This window comes from Methylobacterium oryzisoli, from assembly GCF_046557895.1.
GTDB classification, from domain to species: Bacteria; Pseudomonadota; Alphaproteobacteria; order Rhizobiales; family Beijerinckiaceae; genus Methylobacterium; species Methylobacterium oryzisoli.
Map to the genome: position 1 here is coordinate 81,735 of NZ_JBKIBX010000019.1, position 17,061 is coordinate 98,795.

Annotated in this window: 17 protein-coding genes; 11 read left to right on the plus strand and 6 right to left on the minus strand. The window is 72.3% G+C overall.

Annotated features, from left to right (window positions below; genetic code table 11):
• Positions 1–62 precede the first annotated feature (62 nt).
• A complete protein-coding gene (gene pabB / locus ACKUB9_RS19075) occupies positions 63–1,478 on the minus strand; it encodes an aminodeoxychorismate synthase component I (protein WP_407525497.1) in 1,416 nt (471 codons plus the stop codon).
• 144 nt (positions 1,479–1,622) lie between these two features.
• Here pabB and ACKUB9_RS19080 point away from each other — a divergent pair, with 144 nt between their 5' ends.
• From ACKUB9_RS19080 to ACKUB9_RS19090, 3 genes are all read left to right on the plus strand, one after another.
• Positions 1,623–3,797: a GAF domain-containing hybrid sensor histidine kinase/response regulator gene (locus ACKUB9_RS19080; RefSeq protein WP_407525500.1), complete on the plus strand. Its 2,175-nt coding sequence runs from the start codon at positions 1,623–1,625 to the stop codon at positions 3,795–3,797.
• A 121-nt stretch (positions 3,798–3,918) separates the two neighbouring features.
• The gene (gene rimO / locus ACKUB9_RS19085) at positions 3,919–5,232 is read left to right on the plus strand and encodes a 30S ribosomal protein S12 methylthiotransferase RimO (RefSeq protein WP_407525503.1); all 1,314 of its coding nucleotides are present in this window, start codon (positions 3,919–3,921) and stop codon (positions 5,230–5,232) included.
• Positions 5,233–5,245: 13 nt separating this feature from the next.
• Positions 5,246–5,377: a hypothetical protein gene (locus tag ACKUB9_RS19090; RefSeq protein WP_283205960.1), complete on the plus strand. Its 132-nt coding sequence runs from the start codon at positions 5,246–5,248 to the stop codon at positions 5,375–5,377.
• Between the two features lie 7 nt (positions 5,378–5,384).
• Here the strand turns inward: ACKUB9_RS19090 and pncA are convergent, their stop codons facing one another.
• Both pncA and ACKUB9_RS19100 read right to left on the minus strand, forming a co-directional pair.
• Complete coding sequence (pncA, locus tag ACKUB9_RS19095) at positions 5,385–6,014, minus strand: bifunctional nicotinamidase/pyrazinamidase (RefSeq protein WP_407525575.1); 630 nt, start codon at positions 6,012–6,014, stop codon at positions 5,385–5,387.
• Positions 6,014–6,988, minus strand: coding sequence for a quinone oxidoreductase family protein (locus ACKUB9_RS19100; RefSeq protein WP_407525506.1), 975 nt, complete (start codon positions 6,986–6,988; stop codon positions 6,014–6,016). The genes pncA and ACKUB9_RS19100 overlap by 1 nt, the downstream gene beginning before the upstream one ends.
• Before the next feature lie 131 nt (positions 6,989–7,119).
• On the opposite strand from ACKUB9_RS19100, the gene ACKUB9_RS19105 reads away from it, so the two are divergent.
• Positions 7,120–8,325 carry an FAD-dependent oxidoreductase gene (locus ACKUB9_RS19105; protein ID WP_407525509.1) on the plus strand — a complete coding sequence of 402 codons (1,206 nt, stop codon included), beginning with the start codon at positions 7,120–7,122 and terminating at the stop codon, positions 8,323–8,325.
• Between the two features lie 155 nt (positions 8,326–8,480).
• Positions 8,481–10,349 (plus strand): ABC-F family ATP-binding cassette domain-containing protein, encoded by a 1,869-nt coding sequence (locus ACKUB9_RS19110; RefSeq protein ID WP_407525512.1) that lies wholly within the window; start codon positions 8,481–8,483, stop codon positions 10,347–10,349.
• A gap of 16 nt (positions 10,350–10,365) precedes the next feature.
• Here the strand turns inward: ACKUB9_RS19110 and ACKUB9_RS19115 are convergent, their stop codons facing one another.
• Positions 10,366–10,998 carry a LysE family translocator gene (locus ACKUB9_RS19115; RefSeq protein ID WP_407525515.1) on the minus strand — a complete coding sequence of 211 codons (633 nt, stop codon included), beginning with the start codon at positions 10,996–10,998 and terminating at the stop codon, positions 10,366–10,368.
• Positions 10,999–11,147: 149 nt separating this feature from the next.
• Between ACKUB9_RS19115 and ACKUB9_RS19120 the strand changes: the two genes are divergently transcribed.
• Together ACKUB9_RS19120 and ACKUB9_RS19125 are read left to right on the plus strand one after the other, a co-directional pair.
• Entirely contained in the window at positions 11,148–11,618 is a 471-nt protein-coding gene (locus ACKUB9_RS19120; RefSeq protein WP_407525518.1) for an Lrp/AsnC family transcriptional regulator, read from the plus strand.
• An 87-nt stretch (positions 11,619–11,705) separates the two neighbouring features.
• Entirely contained in the window at positions 11,706–12,002 is a 297-nt protein-coding gene (locus ACKUB9_RS19125; protein WP_407525520.1) for a DUF2934 domain-containing protein, read from the plus strand.
• A 27-nt stretch (positions 12,003–12,029) separates the two neighbouring features.
• On the opposite strand, the gene ACKUB9_RS19130 is transcribed toward ACKUB9_RS19125, so the two are convergent.
• On the minus strand, positions 12,030–13,418 hold the full coding sequence (locus ACKUB9_RS19130; RefSeq protein WP_407525523.1) for a deoxyribodipyrimidine photo-lyase: 1,389 nt from the start codon (positions 13,416–13,418) through the stop codon (positions 12,030–12,032).
• Positions 13,419–13,730: 312 nt separating this feature from the next.
• On the opposite strand from ACKUB9_RS19130, the gene ACKUB9_RS19135 reads away from it, so the two are divergent.
• Positions 13,731–13,922 (plus strand): hypothetical protein, encoded by a 192-nt coding sequence (locus ACKUB9_RS19135; RefSeq protein WP_407525526.1) that lies wholly within the window; start codon positions 13,731–13,733, stop codon positions 13,920–13,922.
• 52 nt (positions 13,923–13,974) lie between these two features.
• On the opposite strand, the gene ACKUB9_RS19140 is transcribed toward ACKUB9_RS19135, so the two are convergent.
• Positions 13,975–15,063 carry a TRAP transporter substrate-binding protein gene (locus tag ACKUB9_RS19140; RefSeq protein ID WP_407525528.1) on the minus strand — a complete coding sequence of 363 codons (1,089 nt, stop codon included), beginning with the start codon at positions 15,061–15,063 and terminating at the stop codon, positions 13,975–13,977.
• A 238-nt stretch (positions 15,064–15,301) separates the two neighbouring features.
• Here ACKUB9_RS19140 and ACKUB9_RS19145 point away from each other — a divergent pair, with 238 nt between their 5' ends.
• The 3 genes from ACKUB9_RS19145 (at position 15,302) to ACKUB9_RS19155 (ending at position 17,056) form a co-directional block, all read left to right on the plus strand.
• The gene (locus tag ACKUB9_RS19145; protein WP_407525530.1) at positions 15,302–15,883 is read left to right on the plus strand and encodes a tyrosine phosphatase family protein; all 582 of its coding nucleotides are present in this window, start codon (positions 15,302–15,304) and stop codon (positions 15,881–15,883) included.
• 447 nt (positions 15,884–16,330) lie between these two features.
• The gene (locus ACKUB9_RS19150) at positions 16,331–16,474 is read left to right on the plus strand and encodes a hypothetical protein (protein WP_407525533.1); all 144 of its coding nucleotides are present in this window, start codon (positions 16,331–16,333) and stop codon (positions 16,472–16,474) included.
• A gap of 72 nt (positions 16,475–16,546) precedes the next feature.
• Positions 16,547–17,056: a class I SAM-dependent methyltransferase gene (locus ACKUB9_RS19155; protein ID WP_407525535.1), complete on the plus strand. Its 510-nt coding sequence runs from the start codon at positions 16,547–16,549 to the stop codon at positions 17,054–17,056.
• The last annotated feature ends 5 nt before the right edge of the window (positions 17,057–17,061 follow it).

The following is a 17,061-nucleotide window of genomic DNA, read 5'->3' on the forward strand; positions in this document are numbered from 1 at the left end:
GCCCGATCGCAGCGCGATCGGGCGCCCCTCTATGTGGGGTACGGGCGTGGCTCGGGAAACGCTCAACCCGCGTTGTCCGGGAAGGCCGCGAAGACCCGCTCGGCCTTGGTCAGGGTCTCGCGGTACTCCGCCGCGGGGTCGGAGAGCAGCGTGACGCCGCCGCCCGCCTGCAGCACCGCCTGATCGGGGCCGAGGAGCACCGTGCGGATGGCGATGCTGGTGTCGAAGCTGCCGTCGAACCCGATCCAGCCGATCGACCCGCAGTAGAGTTCGCGCGCATCCCCCTCGATCTGCGTGATGATGTCCATCGCCCGCAGCTTCGGCGCGCCGGTGATCGAGCCGCCCGGGAAGCAGGCGGCCAGCAGGTCGAGGGCGTCGGCGCCCTCGCGCAGGCGCCCGGTCACCGCCGAGACGAGGTGGTGGACCCCCGCGTAGGTCTCCAGCCCGCACAGCAGCGGCACCGCGACGCTGTGCGGGGCGGCGATGCGCGAGAGGTCGTTGCGCAGCAGGTCGACGATCATGACGTTCTCGGCCCGCTCCTTGTCGCTGGCGAGGAGCGCCGCCGCCCGCGCCTCGTCCTCGGCCGGATCGGGCGAGCGCGGGGCCGTGCCCTTGATCGGCCGCGTCTCGATGCGGCGCCCGTCGAGGCGCAGGAACCGCTCGGGCGAACTCGACGCCACTGTCAGCGTCCCGCATTCGAGATAGGCCGCGAAGGTGGCGGGGTTCTGCGCCCGCAGCCGGCGGTAGAACGCGAAGCGGTCGAAGCCCGGCGGCAGGTCGGCGGCGAAGCGCTGGGCGATGTTCGCCTGGTAGATGTCGCCCGCGCGGATGAAGTCGCGCACGGTGTCGACCGCCTGCTCGTAGGCGTGCGGCGTGAAGTTCGAGCGCCACGCGAGCGGGGCCACGGCCTGCCGGGGTGCCTCCGGCCGGATCTCCTCCGGCCGAGTCTCCTCCGGCTCTTGGGCGGCGAGCAGGGCTTCGAGCGCGTCGAGCCGCTCGCCGGCCCGCCCCGCGCGCTCGTCCGGATCGGTGGCGGGAAACCCGGAGGCGATCAGCCGGCAAGTGCCCTCGTGATGGTCGAAGGCGACCACCGCGTCGTAGAGGTTGAGCATCAGGTCGTCGCACAGGCCTGCCCGCCGCGGCGGCGGTACCACGCGCTCCAGGTTTTGGGCGAAGTCGTAGGCGATGTAGCCGATCGCCCCGCCCTGGAACGGCGGCAGGTCGGGATGGGCCTGCGTGCGGTAGGGGGCGAGGATCTCCCGCAGGACCGCCAGCGGCGCGCCGTCGCGCGGCGCGCCGTTCCAGAAGGCCCGGCCGCCCCGGACCGCGAAGCGGCCGAACGGCTCGGCCGCGAGGTAGGACCAGCGCCCGAGCTGCGGATGGCGCATGGCGCTGTCGAGGAAGGCGAGCCCCGGCCGCCCCCACAGGCGCGCGGCGGCCGCGACCGGTTCGACGAAGGGGATGGGGCGGCTCCACATGCGGGCGTGATAGCCGAGACGGGGGCGCGGCGGGAATCCGCCCAAAGGTCACGGGAGGTCCCGTGCCTTGCTGGCGCGCCGGCGCGCACCACTTCGCTGCGGATGGCGGCTGCACCAACCGGGTTCCTCGATATCGACGGCGAGATGGCGACGGCCATCCGCCGCCACGACTGGTCCGCCTCGCCGCTGGGCCCGGTCGACCACTGGCCCGACGTCCTGAAGACGACGGTGGCCCTGACGCTCGGCTCCCGCTTTCCCCAGGCGATCGTGTGGGGGCCCGAGCTGATCACCCTGCACAACGACGCCTTCATCCCGATCCTCGGCCACAAGCCGGCGGCGCTCGGCCGGCCGTTCAGCGCGGTCTGGGACGAGGCCTGGGCCGAGATCCGGCCGATGGTCGAGGCGGCCTTCGCCGGCCGGGCGACCTTCCTGGAGGATTTCCCGCTCCTCGTCGCCCGGGGCGGCCATCCGGAGCGGGCCCATTTCACCTTCTGCTACAGCCCGATCCGCGATCAGCAGGGCCGCGTGGTCGGCATGCTCGACACCGTCGTCGAGACCACCGCGACGGTGGTGGCCGCCCGGCGGCTGGACTTCCTCGACCGCCTGGGCCGCGCGGTCGCGAATGCCCAGGACCCCGACACCGTGATGGCCACGACCACCCGGATGGTGGCCGCGCACCTGCGGCTGTCGAACTGCGCCTATGCCGACATGGACCCGGACCAGGACGGCTTCACGATCCGGGGGGATTGGGCCGCGCCGGGTTCGCCCAGCATCGTCGGCCATTACAGCCTCGCCGCCTTCGGCCGGCTCGCCGTGCGCAACCTGCGGGCGGGCGAGCCGCTGATCGTCAACGACAACCGCGCGGAGCTGGCGCCCGAGGAGGCGGCGACCTTCCAGGCCATCGGCATCAGCGCCACGATCTGCATGCCGCTGGTCAAGGACGGGCGCCTGACCGCCCTGATGGCGATCCACGATCGCGTCCCGCGGGTCTGGACTCAGGACGACCTCGCGCTGATCCGGGCGGTGACCGAGCGCTCCTGGGCGCATATCGAGCGCGTGCGGGCGGATGCGGCCGTGCGCACGGCGGCCGAGGCCCTCGCCGGCCTGAACGCCACCCTGGAGGAGCGCGTGCGGGAGCGGACGGCGCAGCTCGTCGAGGCGGAGGCGGCTTTGCGCCAGGCGCAGAAGATGGAGGCGGTGGGCCAGCTCACCGGCGGGGTCGCGCACGACTTCAACAACCTGCTCACCATCATCCGCTCCTCCGTGGACTTCCTGCGCCGGCCCGACCTCGCCGAGGAGCGCCGCCGCCGCTACATCGACGCCGTCTCGGACACGGTGGACCGGGCGGCCAAGCTCACCGGGCAGCTCCTCGCCTTCGCCCGGCGCCAGGCCCTCAAGCCCGAGGTGTTCGAGGTCGGCGCGCGGCTGCGCGCGGTGGCGGACATGCTCGACAGCGTCACCGGCGCGCGCATCCGGGTCGTCACCGTGCTGCCGGACGAGCCCTGCCACGTCCGGGCGGACCTGAGCCAGTTCGAGACCGCGCTGATCAACATGGCGGTGAACGCCCGCGACGCCATGGGGGGCGAGGGCACGCTCACCCTGCGGCTCGAAGGCCGCCGGCCGCTGCCGCCGATCCGCGGCCATGCCGGCTCGCGAAAGACCTTCGCGGTGGTGTCGCTCACCGACACAGGCGGCGGCATCCCGCCCGACGTGCTCCCGCACATCTTCGAGCCGTTCTTCACCACCAAGGAGGTGGGCAAGGGGACGGGGCTGGGCCTTTCCCAGGTCTACGGCTTCGCCAAGCAGTCGGGCGGCGACGTCGACGTGGCGAGCGCGGTCGGCCAGGGCACCACCTTCACCCTCTACCTGCCGCCGGCCAAGCCCGAGGGCGGCCGGGACCCGGACGCCGAGGCGATCGGCCCGAGCCTGGAGACCGGCGGCGGGCGGGTGCTGGTGGTGGAGGACAACGTCGAGGTCGGCCGCTTCGCCACCCAGATCCTCCAGGATCTCGGCTACGAGACCGCCTGGGCCACCAGCGCCGAGGAGGCGCTGGAGCGGCTCGGCCCCGACGCGGCCGGGTTCGACGCGGTCTTCTCCGACGTGGTGATGCCCGGCATGGGCGGCCTCGCCCTCGCGCGCGCGCTGCGCCTTCGGCGCCCCGACCTGCCGGTGATCCTGGCCTCCGGCTACAGCCACGTGCTGGCCCAGGAGGGCGGCCACGGCTTCACGCTGCTGCACAAGCCCTATTCCGCCGACCAGCTCGCGCGCCTGCTGCGCGGCGCCGTGCGGACGGGGAGCGCGACCGCCGGCCGGCCGTGACGCCCGCGCCGCCCCGTGCTATGGGGCCGCCCCGACACCCGCTCCCTGCCGCCCTGAGCCCGCCCGCGCCGTGCCCGGCCGCGGGACGGGTCAGCCGCTTTGGTCCGCCAGAACCGCCCCCATGACCGTCGCCCCCAAGATCTCCTTCGTGTCGCTCGGCTGCCCCAAGGCGCTGGTCGATTCCGAGCGCATCCTCACGCATCTGCGGGCGGAGGGCTACGAACTCGCCCGCAAGCACGACGGGGCGGACGTCGTCATCGTCAACACCTGCGGCTTCCTCGATTCCGCCAAGGCCGAGTCGCTGCAGGCGATCGGGGACGCGATGGCCGAGAACGGCCGGGTCATCGTCACGGGCTGCATGGGCGCGCAGCCCGAGGAGATCCGCGACAAGTACCCCAACCTGCTCGCCGTCACCGGCCCGCAGGCCTACGAGTCGGTGGTGGCGGCCGTGCACGAGGCGGTGCCGCCCGCTCACGATCCCTTCCTCGACCTCGTGCCGCCGCAGGGCGTGAAGCTGACGCCGCGGCACTACGCCTACCTGAAGATCTCCGAGGGCTGCAGCAACCGCTGCAGCTTCTGCATCATCCCGTCCCTGCGCGGCGACCTCGTGAGCCGCCCGGCCGGCGACGTGCTGCGCGAGGCCGAGAAGCTGGTGAAGGCCGGCGTCAAGGAACTCCTCGTCATCTCGCAGGACACCAGCGCCTACGGGGTCGACCTGCGCTACGCGTCGAGCCCCTGGCGCGACCGCGAGGTGCGGGCGCGGTTCGCGGATCTCGCGGCCGCGCTCGGCGAGTTCGGGGTCTGGGTACGGCTGCACTACGTCTACCCCTACCCGCACGTGGACGAGGTCATCCCGCTGATGGCCGAGGGCAAGGTGCTGCCCTACCTCGACATGCCGCTCCAGCACGCGAGCCCGAGCGTGCTCAGGCGCATGCGCCGCCCGGCCAACCAGGAGAAGATGCTGGAGCGCATCCGCGCGTGGCGCAGCGTGTGCCCGGACCTCGCCATCCGCTCGACCTTCATCGTCGGCTTCCCCGGCGAGACGGAGGCCGAGTTCGAGGAGCTGCTGGCGTGGCTCGCGGAGGCGAAGCTGGAGCGCGTCGGCGCCTTCCCGTACGAGCCGGTGCGCGGCGCGGCCGCCAACGATGTCGCGGCCCTGGTGCCCGACGCGGTCAAGGCCGAGCGCTACCGCCGCTTCATGGAGGCCCAGGCCGCGATCTCCCTGCGGCTGCAGAAGGCCAAGGTCGGCAAGCGCCTGCCGGTCCTGATCGACGCGGCCGGTCCCACCGTCGCCACGGGCCGCACCAAGTACGACGCCCCCGAGATCGACGGCAGCGTCCACGTCGCCTTCCGGCGCCCGGTGCGCGTCGGCGATGTCGTGACCGTGAAGATCGAGCGCGCGGACGCCTACGACCTGCACGGCATCGCCGTCTAGTGAGGATTGAGCGATGATCACGTGGACGCTCACCGCGCAACTCGCCGTCTTCGTCGGGGTCATCAGCGTCGCCGGGCTGCTCTACGCGCGCCACATCGCCCACAGCTTCGACCGCAAGTGGGGCCGGCCGGACGACCCGCGCTGAGCCGCCCTCAGGGCGCGACCGCGTCCATCCGCACGCGCCGCACCCCCGCCGCCTCCATCGCCGCGAAGGCCCGCGCCAGCGACCCGCCCTGGTCGATCGCCCGGCAGGCCTCCTCCACCAGCACCGCCTCGAACCCGGCCGCCCGCGCGTCGAGCGCGCTCCAGCCGACGCAGTAATCGGTCGCCAGCCCGCACAGCACGACCCGGGTGATGCCCCGCTCGCGCAGGTAGCCCGAAAGCCCGGTGGGCGTCGTCCGGTCCGCCTCCAGGAAGGCCGAGTAGCTGTCGATCCCGGGCCGGAACCCCTTGCGGATCACGAGTTCGGCCCCGGGCAGGTCGAGGCCGTCGGCGAGTTCCGCGCCGGGCGTGCCCATCACGCAATGGTCCGGCCACAGCACCTGCTCGCCGTAGGCCAGCCGGACCGTCTCGAACGGCGCCCGGCCGGGATGCCGCGACGCGAAGGAGGCGTGGCCGGGCGGATGCCAGTCCTGGGTGAGGACGACGTGGGGAAAGCGCCGCCCGAGCGCGTTAACGGCCGGCACCACCGCGTCCCCGTCCGGCACCGCGAGAGCGCCGCCGGGCAGGAAGTCGCGCTGGACGTCCACCACCAGGAGGACGTCGGCCTCGCCGGGGGTGATCACGGCAGCATCACGGTCGCGCCCGTGGTCTGGCGCCCGGCGAGGTCGCGGTGGACCTGCGCCGCATCGGCGAGCTTGGCGCGGGAATGGACCGGGATCGTCACCGCCCCGCTCTTGACGACGCCGAACAGATCCTCGGCCATCGCCTCCAGGGTCGGGCGGTCGCCGACATGCGTGAACAGGGTCGGGCGCGTGGCGTAGAGCGAGCCCTTCTGGCCGAGCAACCCGAGGTTGAAGTCCGTGATCACCCCCGAGGCGTTGCCGAAGCTCACGAACATCCCGAACGGCCGCAGGCAGTCGAGGGAGGCCGGATAGGTCGCCTGGCCGACGCCGTCGTAGACCACCGCGCAGCCCTCGCCCCCGGTGATCTCCTTGACGCGGGCGGCGAAATCCTCGTCGCGGTAGAGGATGACGTGGTCGCAGCCGTTCTGGCGGGCCAGTTCCGCCTTGTCGGGCGAGCCGACCGTGCCGATCACCGTGGCGCCGAGGTGCTTGGCCCATTGCGTGGCGATGAGCCCGACGCCCCCCGCGGCGGCGTGGAACAGGATCGTGTCGCCGGCCTTCACCGGGTAGGTGCGCCGCAGCAGGTACTGGGCGGTGAGGCCCTTGAGCATCATCGCGGCGGCGGTGGCGTCGTCGACCCCCTCCGGGATCGTCACGGCCATGCGGGCCTCGATCACCACCTCCTCGGCGTAGGTGCCCGAGGCCGAGCCGTAGGCGACCCGGTCGCCCACCGCGATGCCGCTCACGCCCTCGCCCACCGCCACGACCTCGCCCGCCCCCTCGTTGCCGGGGGTGAAGGGCAGCTGCGGCGCCTTGTAGAGGCCGGAGCGGAAGTAGATGTCGATGAAGTTGACGCCGATCGCGGTCTGGCGGACGCGGATCCGGCCCGGGCCCGGTGCGCCGACCTCGACCTCCTCGTAGCGCATCACCTCGGGGCCGCCGTATTCGTGCACGCGGATCGCCTTCGGCATCGGTGTCCTCCCCATTCCGTCTCGGGGCGATCTTAGGAGGCGCGACGGTTTCGGCAATGGCGCGGCGGGCTCCGCTGCCCCATCTCACCCCTCGAACCGCACGGGGCCGATCAGCCAAGGGAGACCCATTCGTGAGCGACAGCCCGGTCTTCGACGTGGCGGTGGTGGGTGCGGGCGCGGCCGGACTCGCGGCGGCGCTGGCGCTGGCGCGCGACGGCCTGCGCGTCGCCCTGGTCGGCCGGCACGCGCCGGTGGCGGACGGACGCACCGTGGCGCTCCTCGACGGCTCGGTGCGGCTCCTCACCGCGCTCAAGGCCTGGGAGGCGGTGGCGCCCGCGGCGGCGCCGCTGGCCGAACTCCACCTCATCGACGACACCGGCAGCCTCTTTCGTCCCCCGCCCGCCCGCTTCGTCGCCGCCGAGATCGGGCTCGACGCCTTCGGCTGGAACGTCGAGAGCGCCCGGCTCGTCGCCGCCCTGCGGGATTGCGCCCGGGCCTGTTCGACCCTCGCGCTGATCGAGCGCGACGGTGCGGGCGGGCACGCAGCCGGCGAGACGGCCGCGGAGGTGCCCCTGGAGGGGGGCGACAGCGTCGCGGCCCGCCTGATCGTCGCGGCGGACGGCGCCCGCTCGCCCCTGCGCGAGGCGGCCGGACTCGCGGTGCGCCGCTGGAACTATCCGCAGGCCGCGCTGACCACGATCCTGTCGCATGCCTGTCCCCACCGAGACGTCTCCACCGAGTTCCACACCCGCCGCGGTCCGTTCACCCTGGTGCCGCTGCCGGGCGGGCGCCGCTCCAGTCTCGTCTGGGTCACGGCCGAGGGAGAGGCCGCGCGGCTGAGTGCCCTCGACGATGCGGCGCTGGCGCGGGCGGTGGAGCGGCAGGCACAGGCGATGCTCGGCCGCATGGCGATCGACGGGCCGCGGGGCATCGTGCCGATGCGCGGCCTCCTCGCCGCCTCGCCGGTCGGTCCGCGGCTCGCCCTCATCGGCGAGGCGGCGCACGTCTTCCCGCCGATCGGCGCGCAGGGGCTGAATCTCGGCCTGCGCGACGCCGCCGCCCTGCGGGACACGGTGGCGGAGGCCGTGCGGGCCGGGCGCGACCCCGGCAGCGCCGCGGCGCTCGCGGGCTTCGCGCGCGGGCGCGGGTTCGATGCGCGGCTGCGCACCAGTGCGGTGGACGCGCTCAACCGCAGCCTGCTGTCGGACCTGCTCCCGGCCGATTTCCTGCGCGGTGCCGGCCTCCTTGCCCTCTCGACCATCGCCCCCTTGCGCCGGGCGGTGATGCGCGAGGGCATCCTGCCCCGCCTCGGCACCCCGAGCCTGATGCGGGCCTGAGGCCCCGGCGCCGCCACGCAGAAATCCGGAGCGGCAGCGGTCGGGGGAGCGCCCGCGCAGGTGACGGACGCGTCCGCCGCCCTGCCCCCGGTCCCTTGCCGCCCCCTCACCGTCCCCCCTTGCCTCCCGCGTTCCCGCCCCGCACAAGGCCGGCCATGCTCCGCGTCAACGACCTCACCTACCGGATCGGCGACCGCCTGATCCTCGACCGCGCCGGATTCGCGATCCCCGACCGCGCCCGGGTCGGCCTCGTGGGGCGCAACGGCGCGGGCAAGACCACCCTCTTCCGGCTGATCCAGGGCGAAATCGCCACCGAGGGCGGCACCGTCTCGGTGCCCAAGGGCACCCGGATCGGCGGCGTGGCCCAGGAGGCGCCGGCCGGCCCCGAGACCCTGCACGCGGTCGTGCTCGCCGCCGACACCGAGCGCACGCGGCTGATGCGCGAGGCCGAGACCGCCGACGGCCTGCGCCGGGCCGAGATCGAGACCCGGCTCATCGACATCGACGCGCATTCGGCGCCCGCGCGCGCGAGCGCGATCCTGCACGGCCTCGGCTTCGACGCGGCGGCGCAAGCGCGCCCCTGCTCGGACTTTTCGGGCGGCTGGCGCATGCGCGTGGCGCTCGCCGCCGTGCTCTTCTCCGAGCCCGACCTCCTGCTCCTCGACGAGCCGACGAACTACCTCGACATCGAGGGCACGCTCTGGCTCTACGACTACCTCGAGCGCTACCCGCGCACCGCGATCATCATCAGCCACGACCGCGACCTGCTCGACACCTCGGTCGACCACATCCTCCACCTCGACCGCGGCCAGCTCACCCTGTACCGCGGCGGCTACACCTCCTTCGCCCGCCAGCTCGCCGAGAAGCGCACCCTCCAGGCCAAGGCCCGGGTCAAGCAGGAGGCCGAGCGCGCCCACCTCCAGAGCTTCATCGACCGCTTCAAGGCCAAGGCCACCAAGGCGCGCCAAGCCCAGTCGCGCATGAAGCGGCTGGCCAAGATGGAGCCGATCGCCGCCCTGATCGAGGACGAGGCGCCGGTGATCCACCTGCCGAGCCCCCCTCGCCCGCTCTCCCCGCCCCTGGTGGCGATGGAGCGCGTGGCGGCCGGCTACGGCGAGCGCACGGTGCTGGCGGGCCTCAACCTGACGCTCGCGCCCGACGACCGGGTGGCGCTGCTCGGTGCCAACGGCAACGGCAAGTCGACCTTCTGCAAGCTGATCGGCGGGCGCCTCGGCCCGCTCACGGGCGAGCTGCGGCGCTCCGGCAAGATGGAGGTCGCCTACTTCGCCCAGCACCAGCTCGACGAGCTCCGGCCCGCCGAGAGCGCCTACGCGCATGTGCGCGACCTGATGCCGGACGCCCCCGAATCGAAGGTGCGGGCGGCGGCCGCCCGGCTCGGCTTCCCGGGCCAGAAATCCGATACGCCGGTGGCGCAGCTCTCCGGCGGCGAGAAGGCGCGGCTGCTGATGGGCCTCGCGGCCTTCGCCGGTCCCCATCTCCTCATCCTCGACGAGCCGACCAACCACCTCGACATCGAGAGCCGGCAGGCGCTGGTCGAGGCGATCAACGACTACGAGGGCGCGGTCATCCTGGTGAGCCACGACCGCTTCCTGATCGAGGCCTGCGCCGACCGGCTCTGGCTCGTCTCGAACGGCAGCGTGAAGCCCTTCGACGGCGACATGGACGATTACCGCCGCCTCGTGCTCGCCGGCCCGGAGCCCGAGACCCGGGCGGCGGAGCCGACGGGCGGCGCCCGGGCGGTCGAGCGGCGGAGCAACGCCGAGCGGCGGGCGGCGCTCGCCCCCCTGCGCAAGCGCCTGGAGGCGGTCGAGGCGCGGATGGCCAAGCTCTCGGACGCCATCGCCAAGATCGACGCGGCGCTGGAGGACGGCAGCGCCTTCCGCACCGACCCGGCCCGGGCCGGCGACCTCGCGCGGATGCGCGCCGAGGCCGCGACCGCGCTCGGGGCCGCCGAGGAGGATTGGCTGGCCCTCAGCGGGGAGCTGGAGGCGGCGGAGGTGTGACGGCCCCGGCGCGCGGTCAGTCGGCGGCGAGCCGCAGCCCGAAGCCGATCAGCAGCGCCGCGAAGACGCCGCGTTGCAGCGCCTGCCACCGCGGGTGGCGGACGAGCGCCCGGCCGAGGCCCGCGCCCGCGCTGGCGAGCACGAGATCGAACGCGAGGCCGGTGCCGACCAGGATCGCGCCCAGCAGCACGGCGCGGCCCGCCCCGTGGCCGAGCTCCGGCCGGATGAACTGCGGCAGCAGCACCGAGCAGAACAGCAGCGCCTTGGGGTTGGCGATGTTCGTGACGAAGCCGCGCCGGAGCGCGGCGGCGCGGGAGCCGGCCCGGTCCCCGCCGGCCGCGAGCGGGTCCGGCGCCAGGGCATCGGCCCGCAGCAGGCCGAGACCGAGCCAGACGAGGTAGGCGGCCCCGGCGAGGCGCACGGCGTCGAAGGCCCACGGCACGGCCCGCAGCAGGGCCGCGAGCCCGAGGACCGCCAGGGTCACGTGGGCGGCGCGCGCCAGCGCGAGCCCGACCGCGGTCGCGAGCGCCCGAGCCCGGCCGCCCAGGGCGCCGGTCTGGAGCACCAGCACCATGTCGGGTCCCGGCATCAGGTAGGCGACCGCGAGCGCGGCGACGAACATCCCGAGATCCGTCCAGAGATCCATCATGACGAAGCCTTCGGCCGCTCGCGAACGGGGGCGACCACCGGACCCTAGCGCGCGAGCCTCCGGCAGGTCCTTGCGAAGTCTGCTTCGCGAAACCTCGGTCGTGGCATAATCTGCTGCCCACAGGCTCAGGTCGTGCGGAAGATGCCGGGATGAAGCTCGACGCGATCGACAGGCGCATCCTCGCGGCCCTGCAGCGGGACGGCCGGATGACGAACGTGCAGCTCGCCGAGGAGGTGGGCCTGTCGCCCTCGCCTTGCCTGCGCCGGGTCCGCCTGCTGGAGGAGGCCGGGGTGATCGGCGGCTACCATGCCGCCCTCGACCGGGCGGGGCTCGGCCTCGGGCTGACCGTGTTCGTCGGGATCAAGGTCGAGCGCCACCGCGACGAATCGGCGGCGGCCTTCGAGGCGGCGGTGCGGGCGCTGCCGGAGGTGGTCTCCTGCCACCTCGTCTCGGGAGAGACCGACTTCCTGCTGCAGGTGGTGGTGCCGGATCTCGCGGGCTACGAGCGCCTGCTGCTCGACAGCCTGCTCCGGCTCCCGGGCGTCAGCGACATCCGCAGCAGCATCGCGATCCGGACCGTCAAGGCCGAGAGCCCCCTGCCGCTCGACCACCTGCCCTGAGCGGCCCGGCCCCGTTAGGGTTTCCTTAACCCTGATCCACCCATCGTCGGCCCGATCGAGTCACCAACCCCGACGGGGAGATGCGCTATGGACCACTTCGAGCACAGCGTGCGCGAGCGCGCCTACGCGCTCTGGGAGCAGGACGGCCGGACGATGGGCCGCGACGAGCATTACTGGCGCCTCGCCGAGCAGGAGCTGCGGCAGGGGGCCATCGTGGCCGAGCCGGTGACGGTGCGGCCCAAGGCCGCCAGAGCCACCACCAAGTCCGCGGCCAAAGCGCCCGTCAAGGCCGCGGCCCAGGTGGCGGCCAAGGCGGCGGAGGCCGTCAAGGCCGCGCCGAAGCGCCGCCGGGCGCCTGCCGCCGAGAGCGCCGTCGTCCATTGAGCTGTCCGGGGAGGCGCGGCGGAAAGCTCACGTCTCCTCGGCCGCACAGAGAGCCTCGACGCTGCGCAGATACGCCGCGGCGTCGAATTTTTTCAGGGTGTTGGCGCTGAGGTAGCGCACGGTGCCGAAGATCGGGCGCCGGCCCCAGGGCCGGTCGTGCAGGCCGAACAGCCACGCCACGTTGGTGAAGGAGTTCGGGTCGCGCCCGTCGAGGAAGTAGCGGTTGTTGAGCCGCAAGGTGCGCCGAAAGGCCTCCTGCGGCGACGGGGACCATTCGAGGATCTTCTTGCCCCAGTACATGCGCAGGTGGTTGTGCATGTAGCCGGTCTCGCGCATCTCCCGCATCGCGGCGTTCCAGTACGGATCGTGCGTGCGGCCCTCCTCCAGCGCCGCCTCGTCGTAGAGCGGGTCGCGCGGGTCGCCCGCATGCTCGGCCAGCGCCTTGCGCGCCCAGTCCGGCACCGCCGCCTCGTAGGTGGCGTAGTCCGGCTGGGTGTGGACGTGGTTCATCGCCAGCTCGCGCCGGACGATCACCTCCTCCAGGTAGGAGGCCTTGTCCTCGGCGCCGCCGGTCGCAGCCGCCCTCACCTTCAGGGCGATCGCCACGGGCGAGATCTGCCCGAAATGCAGGTAGGGGCTCATATGCGAGGCCGACCCCGCCTCGGGCCGGCCGCGCACCGTGCCGTACTGCGCGAAGGGGCCGGCGAGGTAGGCGTCGAGCCGCGCCGCCGCCACCTCCTCCCCGCCCCGGAAGCGGCGCACGGGCGGCACCGTGCGGTCGAGGGTCATGGCCGCGAGCGCCGCCTCGGGATCCGCGACGTCGAGATCGCTCGTCAGGGCGAGCCCGTCCGCCCGGTGCGCGACCCGGCGCGGACGCAGGGGCTCCAGATACGCGTCCCAGAGACGGTGCAGCTTCGGCCGCAGGGTGCGGGCGGCGAATTCGTGCCTGTCCGAGGCGGTCTCGACCGGCACCACCACGTCGCCCTCGACCTGCACCACCCGGCGGTCGAGGCCGGCGGTGATCTGGCCGTACCAGCGCTTCTGAACCGTCAGGTAGCCGCGATCGAGCACCACCAGGGCGGCGTGGCGCCCGAGGTCGATCGCGGCGGCGGCGGGCGTGGCGCGGCGCAGCACGAAGGCGATGCCCCGGCGGGCCAGCCCGGCCTTGGCCTGCGCCAGCCCCTGCAGCAGGAAGGCGTAGTGCCGGGCGTTGGCCTCCGGGAAATGCGCGCCGCCGTCGAGCAGCCCGAACCCCACCACCACGGGCAGACCGAGGCGGTTGGCCTCCTCCACGGCGAGTTCGAGGGCCGGATTGTCCCGGCTGCGCATCGATTGCTGCATCAGGTAGAGCACGTAGGCGCCCTGCCCCGGCTCGGCCTCGTTCAGAACCCGGATCCGCCCCGACTGAATCGCCATCGCGTCCTCCCAGGCAGGAAGCCTAGGCGCAAAATCCCCTCCGGCCAGCCGTGCAGCCCTGCCATACCGGATTTGCGACAAAATTCGGCAGCGCTGCCGCCTATCCCGGCTTGCGTTCCGGGAGCGGGATCTTATCTTGTTGCAGTGCGGGATCGCGATGGCGTCGCGGTCCCGCTGCCCTCCTTGGGCGTTTCCTCCCTAGACTTGGGCCGCACCGCGTGTGCGGCCTTTTTTCTGCGCGCCATAGGTCGTGCCGCACCAAGCGGGACTTGGCCCGCCGCGTGCATCGCCGGCCGCGGACGGGGAGACGGCATGCAGAGCTTCACCTTGCGGATCGAGCAGACGGGCAGCGGCCTCGTCTGCATCACCAGCCCGGAGATCAAGAGCCTGTTCGTCGCCGACGAGACCCTCGACGGCGCCCTTCAGGCGGTGCCGGGTCTCGTGAAGGCGCTCACCCGCCAGGAGGGCCAGGCCGCACGGGGCGGCGAGGAGCCGGCCGAGTAGTCACCGCGCCGGAGGGTGACCCCTCCCGCGGCGCCGCGGCCCCCGCCCGGATTCACCCCCGCGCCCGCGCCCGGATCATGAAGTTGTCGTAGGTGTATTCCGCCACCTGGAACCACAGGTACTCCTCGTTGCGGAAGCTCCTGAGGGATTCGTAGGCGCGCTTGAAGTCGGGGTTCTTGGCCGAGAGGTCGGCGTAGATCTCGTTGGCCGCCTTGAGGGCCGCCTCCATGACCTCCTGCGGGAAGGGCTTGAGCTGGGCGCCGCCGCCGACGAGGCGGCGCAGCGCGCCGGGGTTGCGCGCGTCGTACTTCGCCTGGAGATCGCCGTTGACCTGCGCGGCGGCACCCTGGGCGATCGCCCGGTAGGTCTTGGGCAACTCGCCCCATTTCTGGGCATTGAACCAGAAATGCAGCATCGCCCCGCCCTCCCAGAAGCCCGGGTAGTAGTAGAACGGCGCCACCTTGTTGAGGCCGAGCTTCTCGTCGTCGTAGGGGCCGATCCACTCGGCGGCGTCGAGGGTCTTGGCTTCGAGCGCCGCGTAGAGGTCCGGCCCGGCCTGGGTCTGGGGCACCACGCCGAGCTTGGCCAGCACCTGGGCGCCGAGTCCGGCGATGCGGAACTTGAGGCCCTGCAGGTCGGCGACGCCCTTCACCTCGCGCCGGAACCAGCCGCCCATCTGGGTGCCGGTGTTGCCGCCCGGGAGCGCGTAGAGCCGCTGGCGCGCGAAGATCTCGTTGAACAGGTCGAGCGCCCCGCCCTGGAGCATCCAGGCGTTCTGCTGGCGCGCGTTGAGCCCGAAGGGCGCCGCGGTGGCGAGCGCGAAGGCCGGGTCGCGGCCGGTCTCGTAATAGGCCGCCGAGTAGGCCATCTCGACCGTGCCGTTCGCCACCCCGTCGAGCAGGGCCGCCGATTCGCCCCCCGGCGCGGGGGCGACCTCGACCTGGAAGCGCCCGTCGCTCGCCTCGCCGACGAGGCGGGCGAACATCTCGGCCGCGCCGTAGAGCGCGTCGAGGCTGCGCGGGAAGGCCGAGTGCAGGCGCCAGCGCAGCTCGGGCGCCGCCTGCGCCACGGCCGGCGCCGCGAGCGTGGAGGCCAGACCGGCGCCGGCCAGGCCGGCCGTCAGGACGTCGCGACGATTCATGCTCTCTCCCGAACCTCGTCCACCGTGCGGCGGGAGACACCTAAGCATCATTGGCCGACGTGGCCACCGCCTCGGCGGCGACAATGATGCACGAGGTTGATGCAAGAGGTTGATGCAGGAGAATGAGGCACGAGCGGGAGCCCGGGCCGGGTTCCCGGGGTTCATCCCGCGCGGCGCGGTTCGCGCGTCCGCGCATCCGCCGCTCGAAGCCGCGTCCGGCCTGTGCTAGGTGGTGAGCGTGATACCCGAACCGATCTCCCTTCACACCGTCTGCGGCCTGGAAGAGCTGGGGCACCACTCGGCCCGGGGCGTGACCCACGTGCTGTCGATCCTCGATCCGGGCTGGCCCGAGCCGGACGCCTTCGGCGGCTACGACACGCATCACCGCACGACCCTGCGCTTCCACGACATCATCGAGCCCTTGGCCGGCCAGATCCTGCCGCGGCCCGAGGACGTGGCGACGATCCTGGAGTTCGGGAGCGAGCTGCGCAGCGAGCGGCGGCACGAGCGGACGCACCTCCTGATCCATTGCCACGCCGGCATCTCGCGCTCGACCGCCGCCATGACGATGCTGCTGGCACAGGCCCACCCGGACCTCGACGAGGCGGCGGTGGTGGCCCGGGTGCACGACCTGCGCGAGAAGGCGTGGCCGAACGCCCGCATGATCGCCTTCGCGGACGAGGCGCTGGGCCGCCAGGGCCGCCTCTCGGAGGCGGTGCGCCGCCTCCACGCCCTGCAGCTGCGCGTGCGGCCCCACCTCGACGGGCTGATGCGCGAGCTGGGCCGCGGGCGCGAGGTGGACGCGGCGCTGGCGGGCTAGAGCATCGTCCGACGAAGCGGATCCCGGCTCGTCGCAGACAATCCGGTCATATCAGCGCTCAAGAGCAGGACCCGATCGCCACGCGATCGGGTCCTGCTCTTGAGCGCTCCGCGCCGCAACGGATGCCGGTTCGGCGCAGGAGAGCGCGACGTCCGCACTCCGAGAGCCGCACCCGATGGGAGCGATCGAGTGCGGCTCCAGGGCCGGATCTCCCGCGAAGTCCGATCGTTCCGGCTGCTTCGATTGATCTCCATCACGAGACGGTGCCCGCCGCGTGACCAAGCGCGCCCATGCGAGCCATCTCGCGCTGCCGCAAGGGATGCATGCGCTCACGGAGGTCAACCTTTCGTAGAGTGAAGTAGCTAATCTAACTAATAGTTGTAGATGCTGTACATCGATAAAGAAATGATATAGACGCCGGCCGTTCCCGTGAAAGGCCGCCCGACCATGGACCATCGCAACGACGTCATCGCCAAGATTGTCCAGGGCAAATCATTTGCAGAAGTCGGCGGCTTGTGGGGTCTTGTCAACGAGAAGGTGTCCGTCGCGCACGACGCCGGAGCGACCGATCTGTGCATGATCGACATCTAGAAGCCGCACGATTATTGGTGGAAGGTGTTTCGCTCTCACTGCGCCGAGCGTCGGATCGACTACGTCAGAGAGGTGATCGGCAGCATCGACAATGTCGATATCGTCGGGCAGGTCGGCGCCTACGACGTCGTCCATTGCAGCGGTGTCTTGTACCATTGTCCGAACCCGCTTCTCACCATCAGCCACCTTGCAGCCATCACGAAAGACGTTCTGCTGCTCGGGACGGCCGTGATGCCGGCATCGGTCTCCAATGAAGCCGGGTCCGTCCAGCTCGACAGCGATCAGGCGATCTTCATCCCGAGCATAGCTGAGCAGAAACGCCAAGTATACGAGAAGTATATCTCGAAGTCCTATGGCGGCGGGGCGTGGGGCATCAACGATCCCGTGGACAATTGGTATTTCTCCAATGGCGCGCCGAATTACGGACCATGGTGGTGGCTCTGGACGCATGAGTATGTGCGCGGACTGATCGAAGCGTCGGGCCTGCGGGTCGTCGAGGATTTCGATCAATTCGATGGGACGGGGCGCCTGTTCGTCTGCGCCAAGCAGAACATCGATTCCGAGAATTTCGGCCAGTACTGACGGGA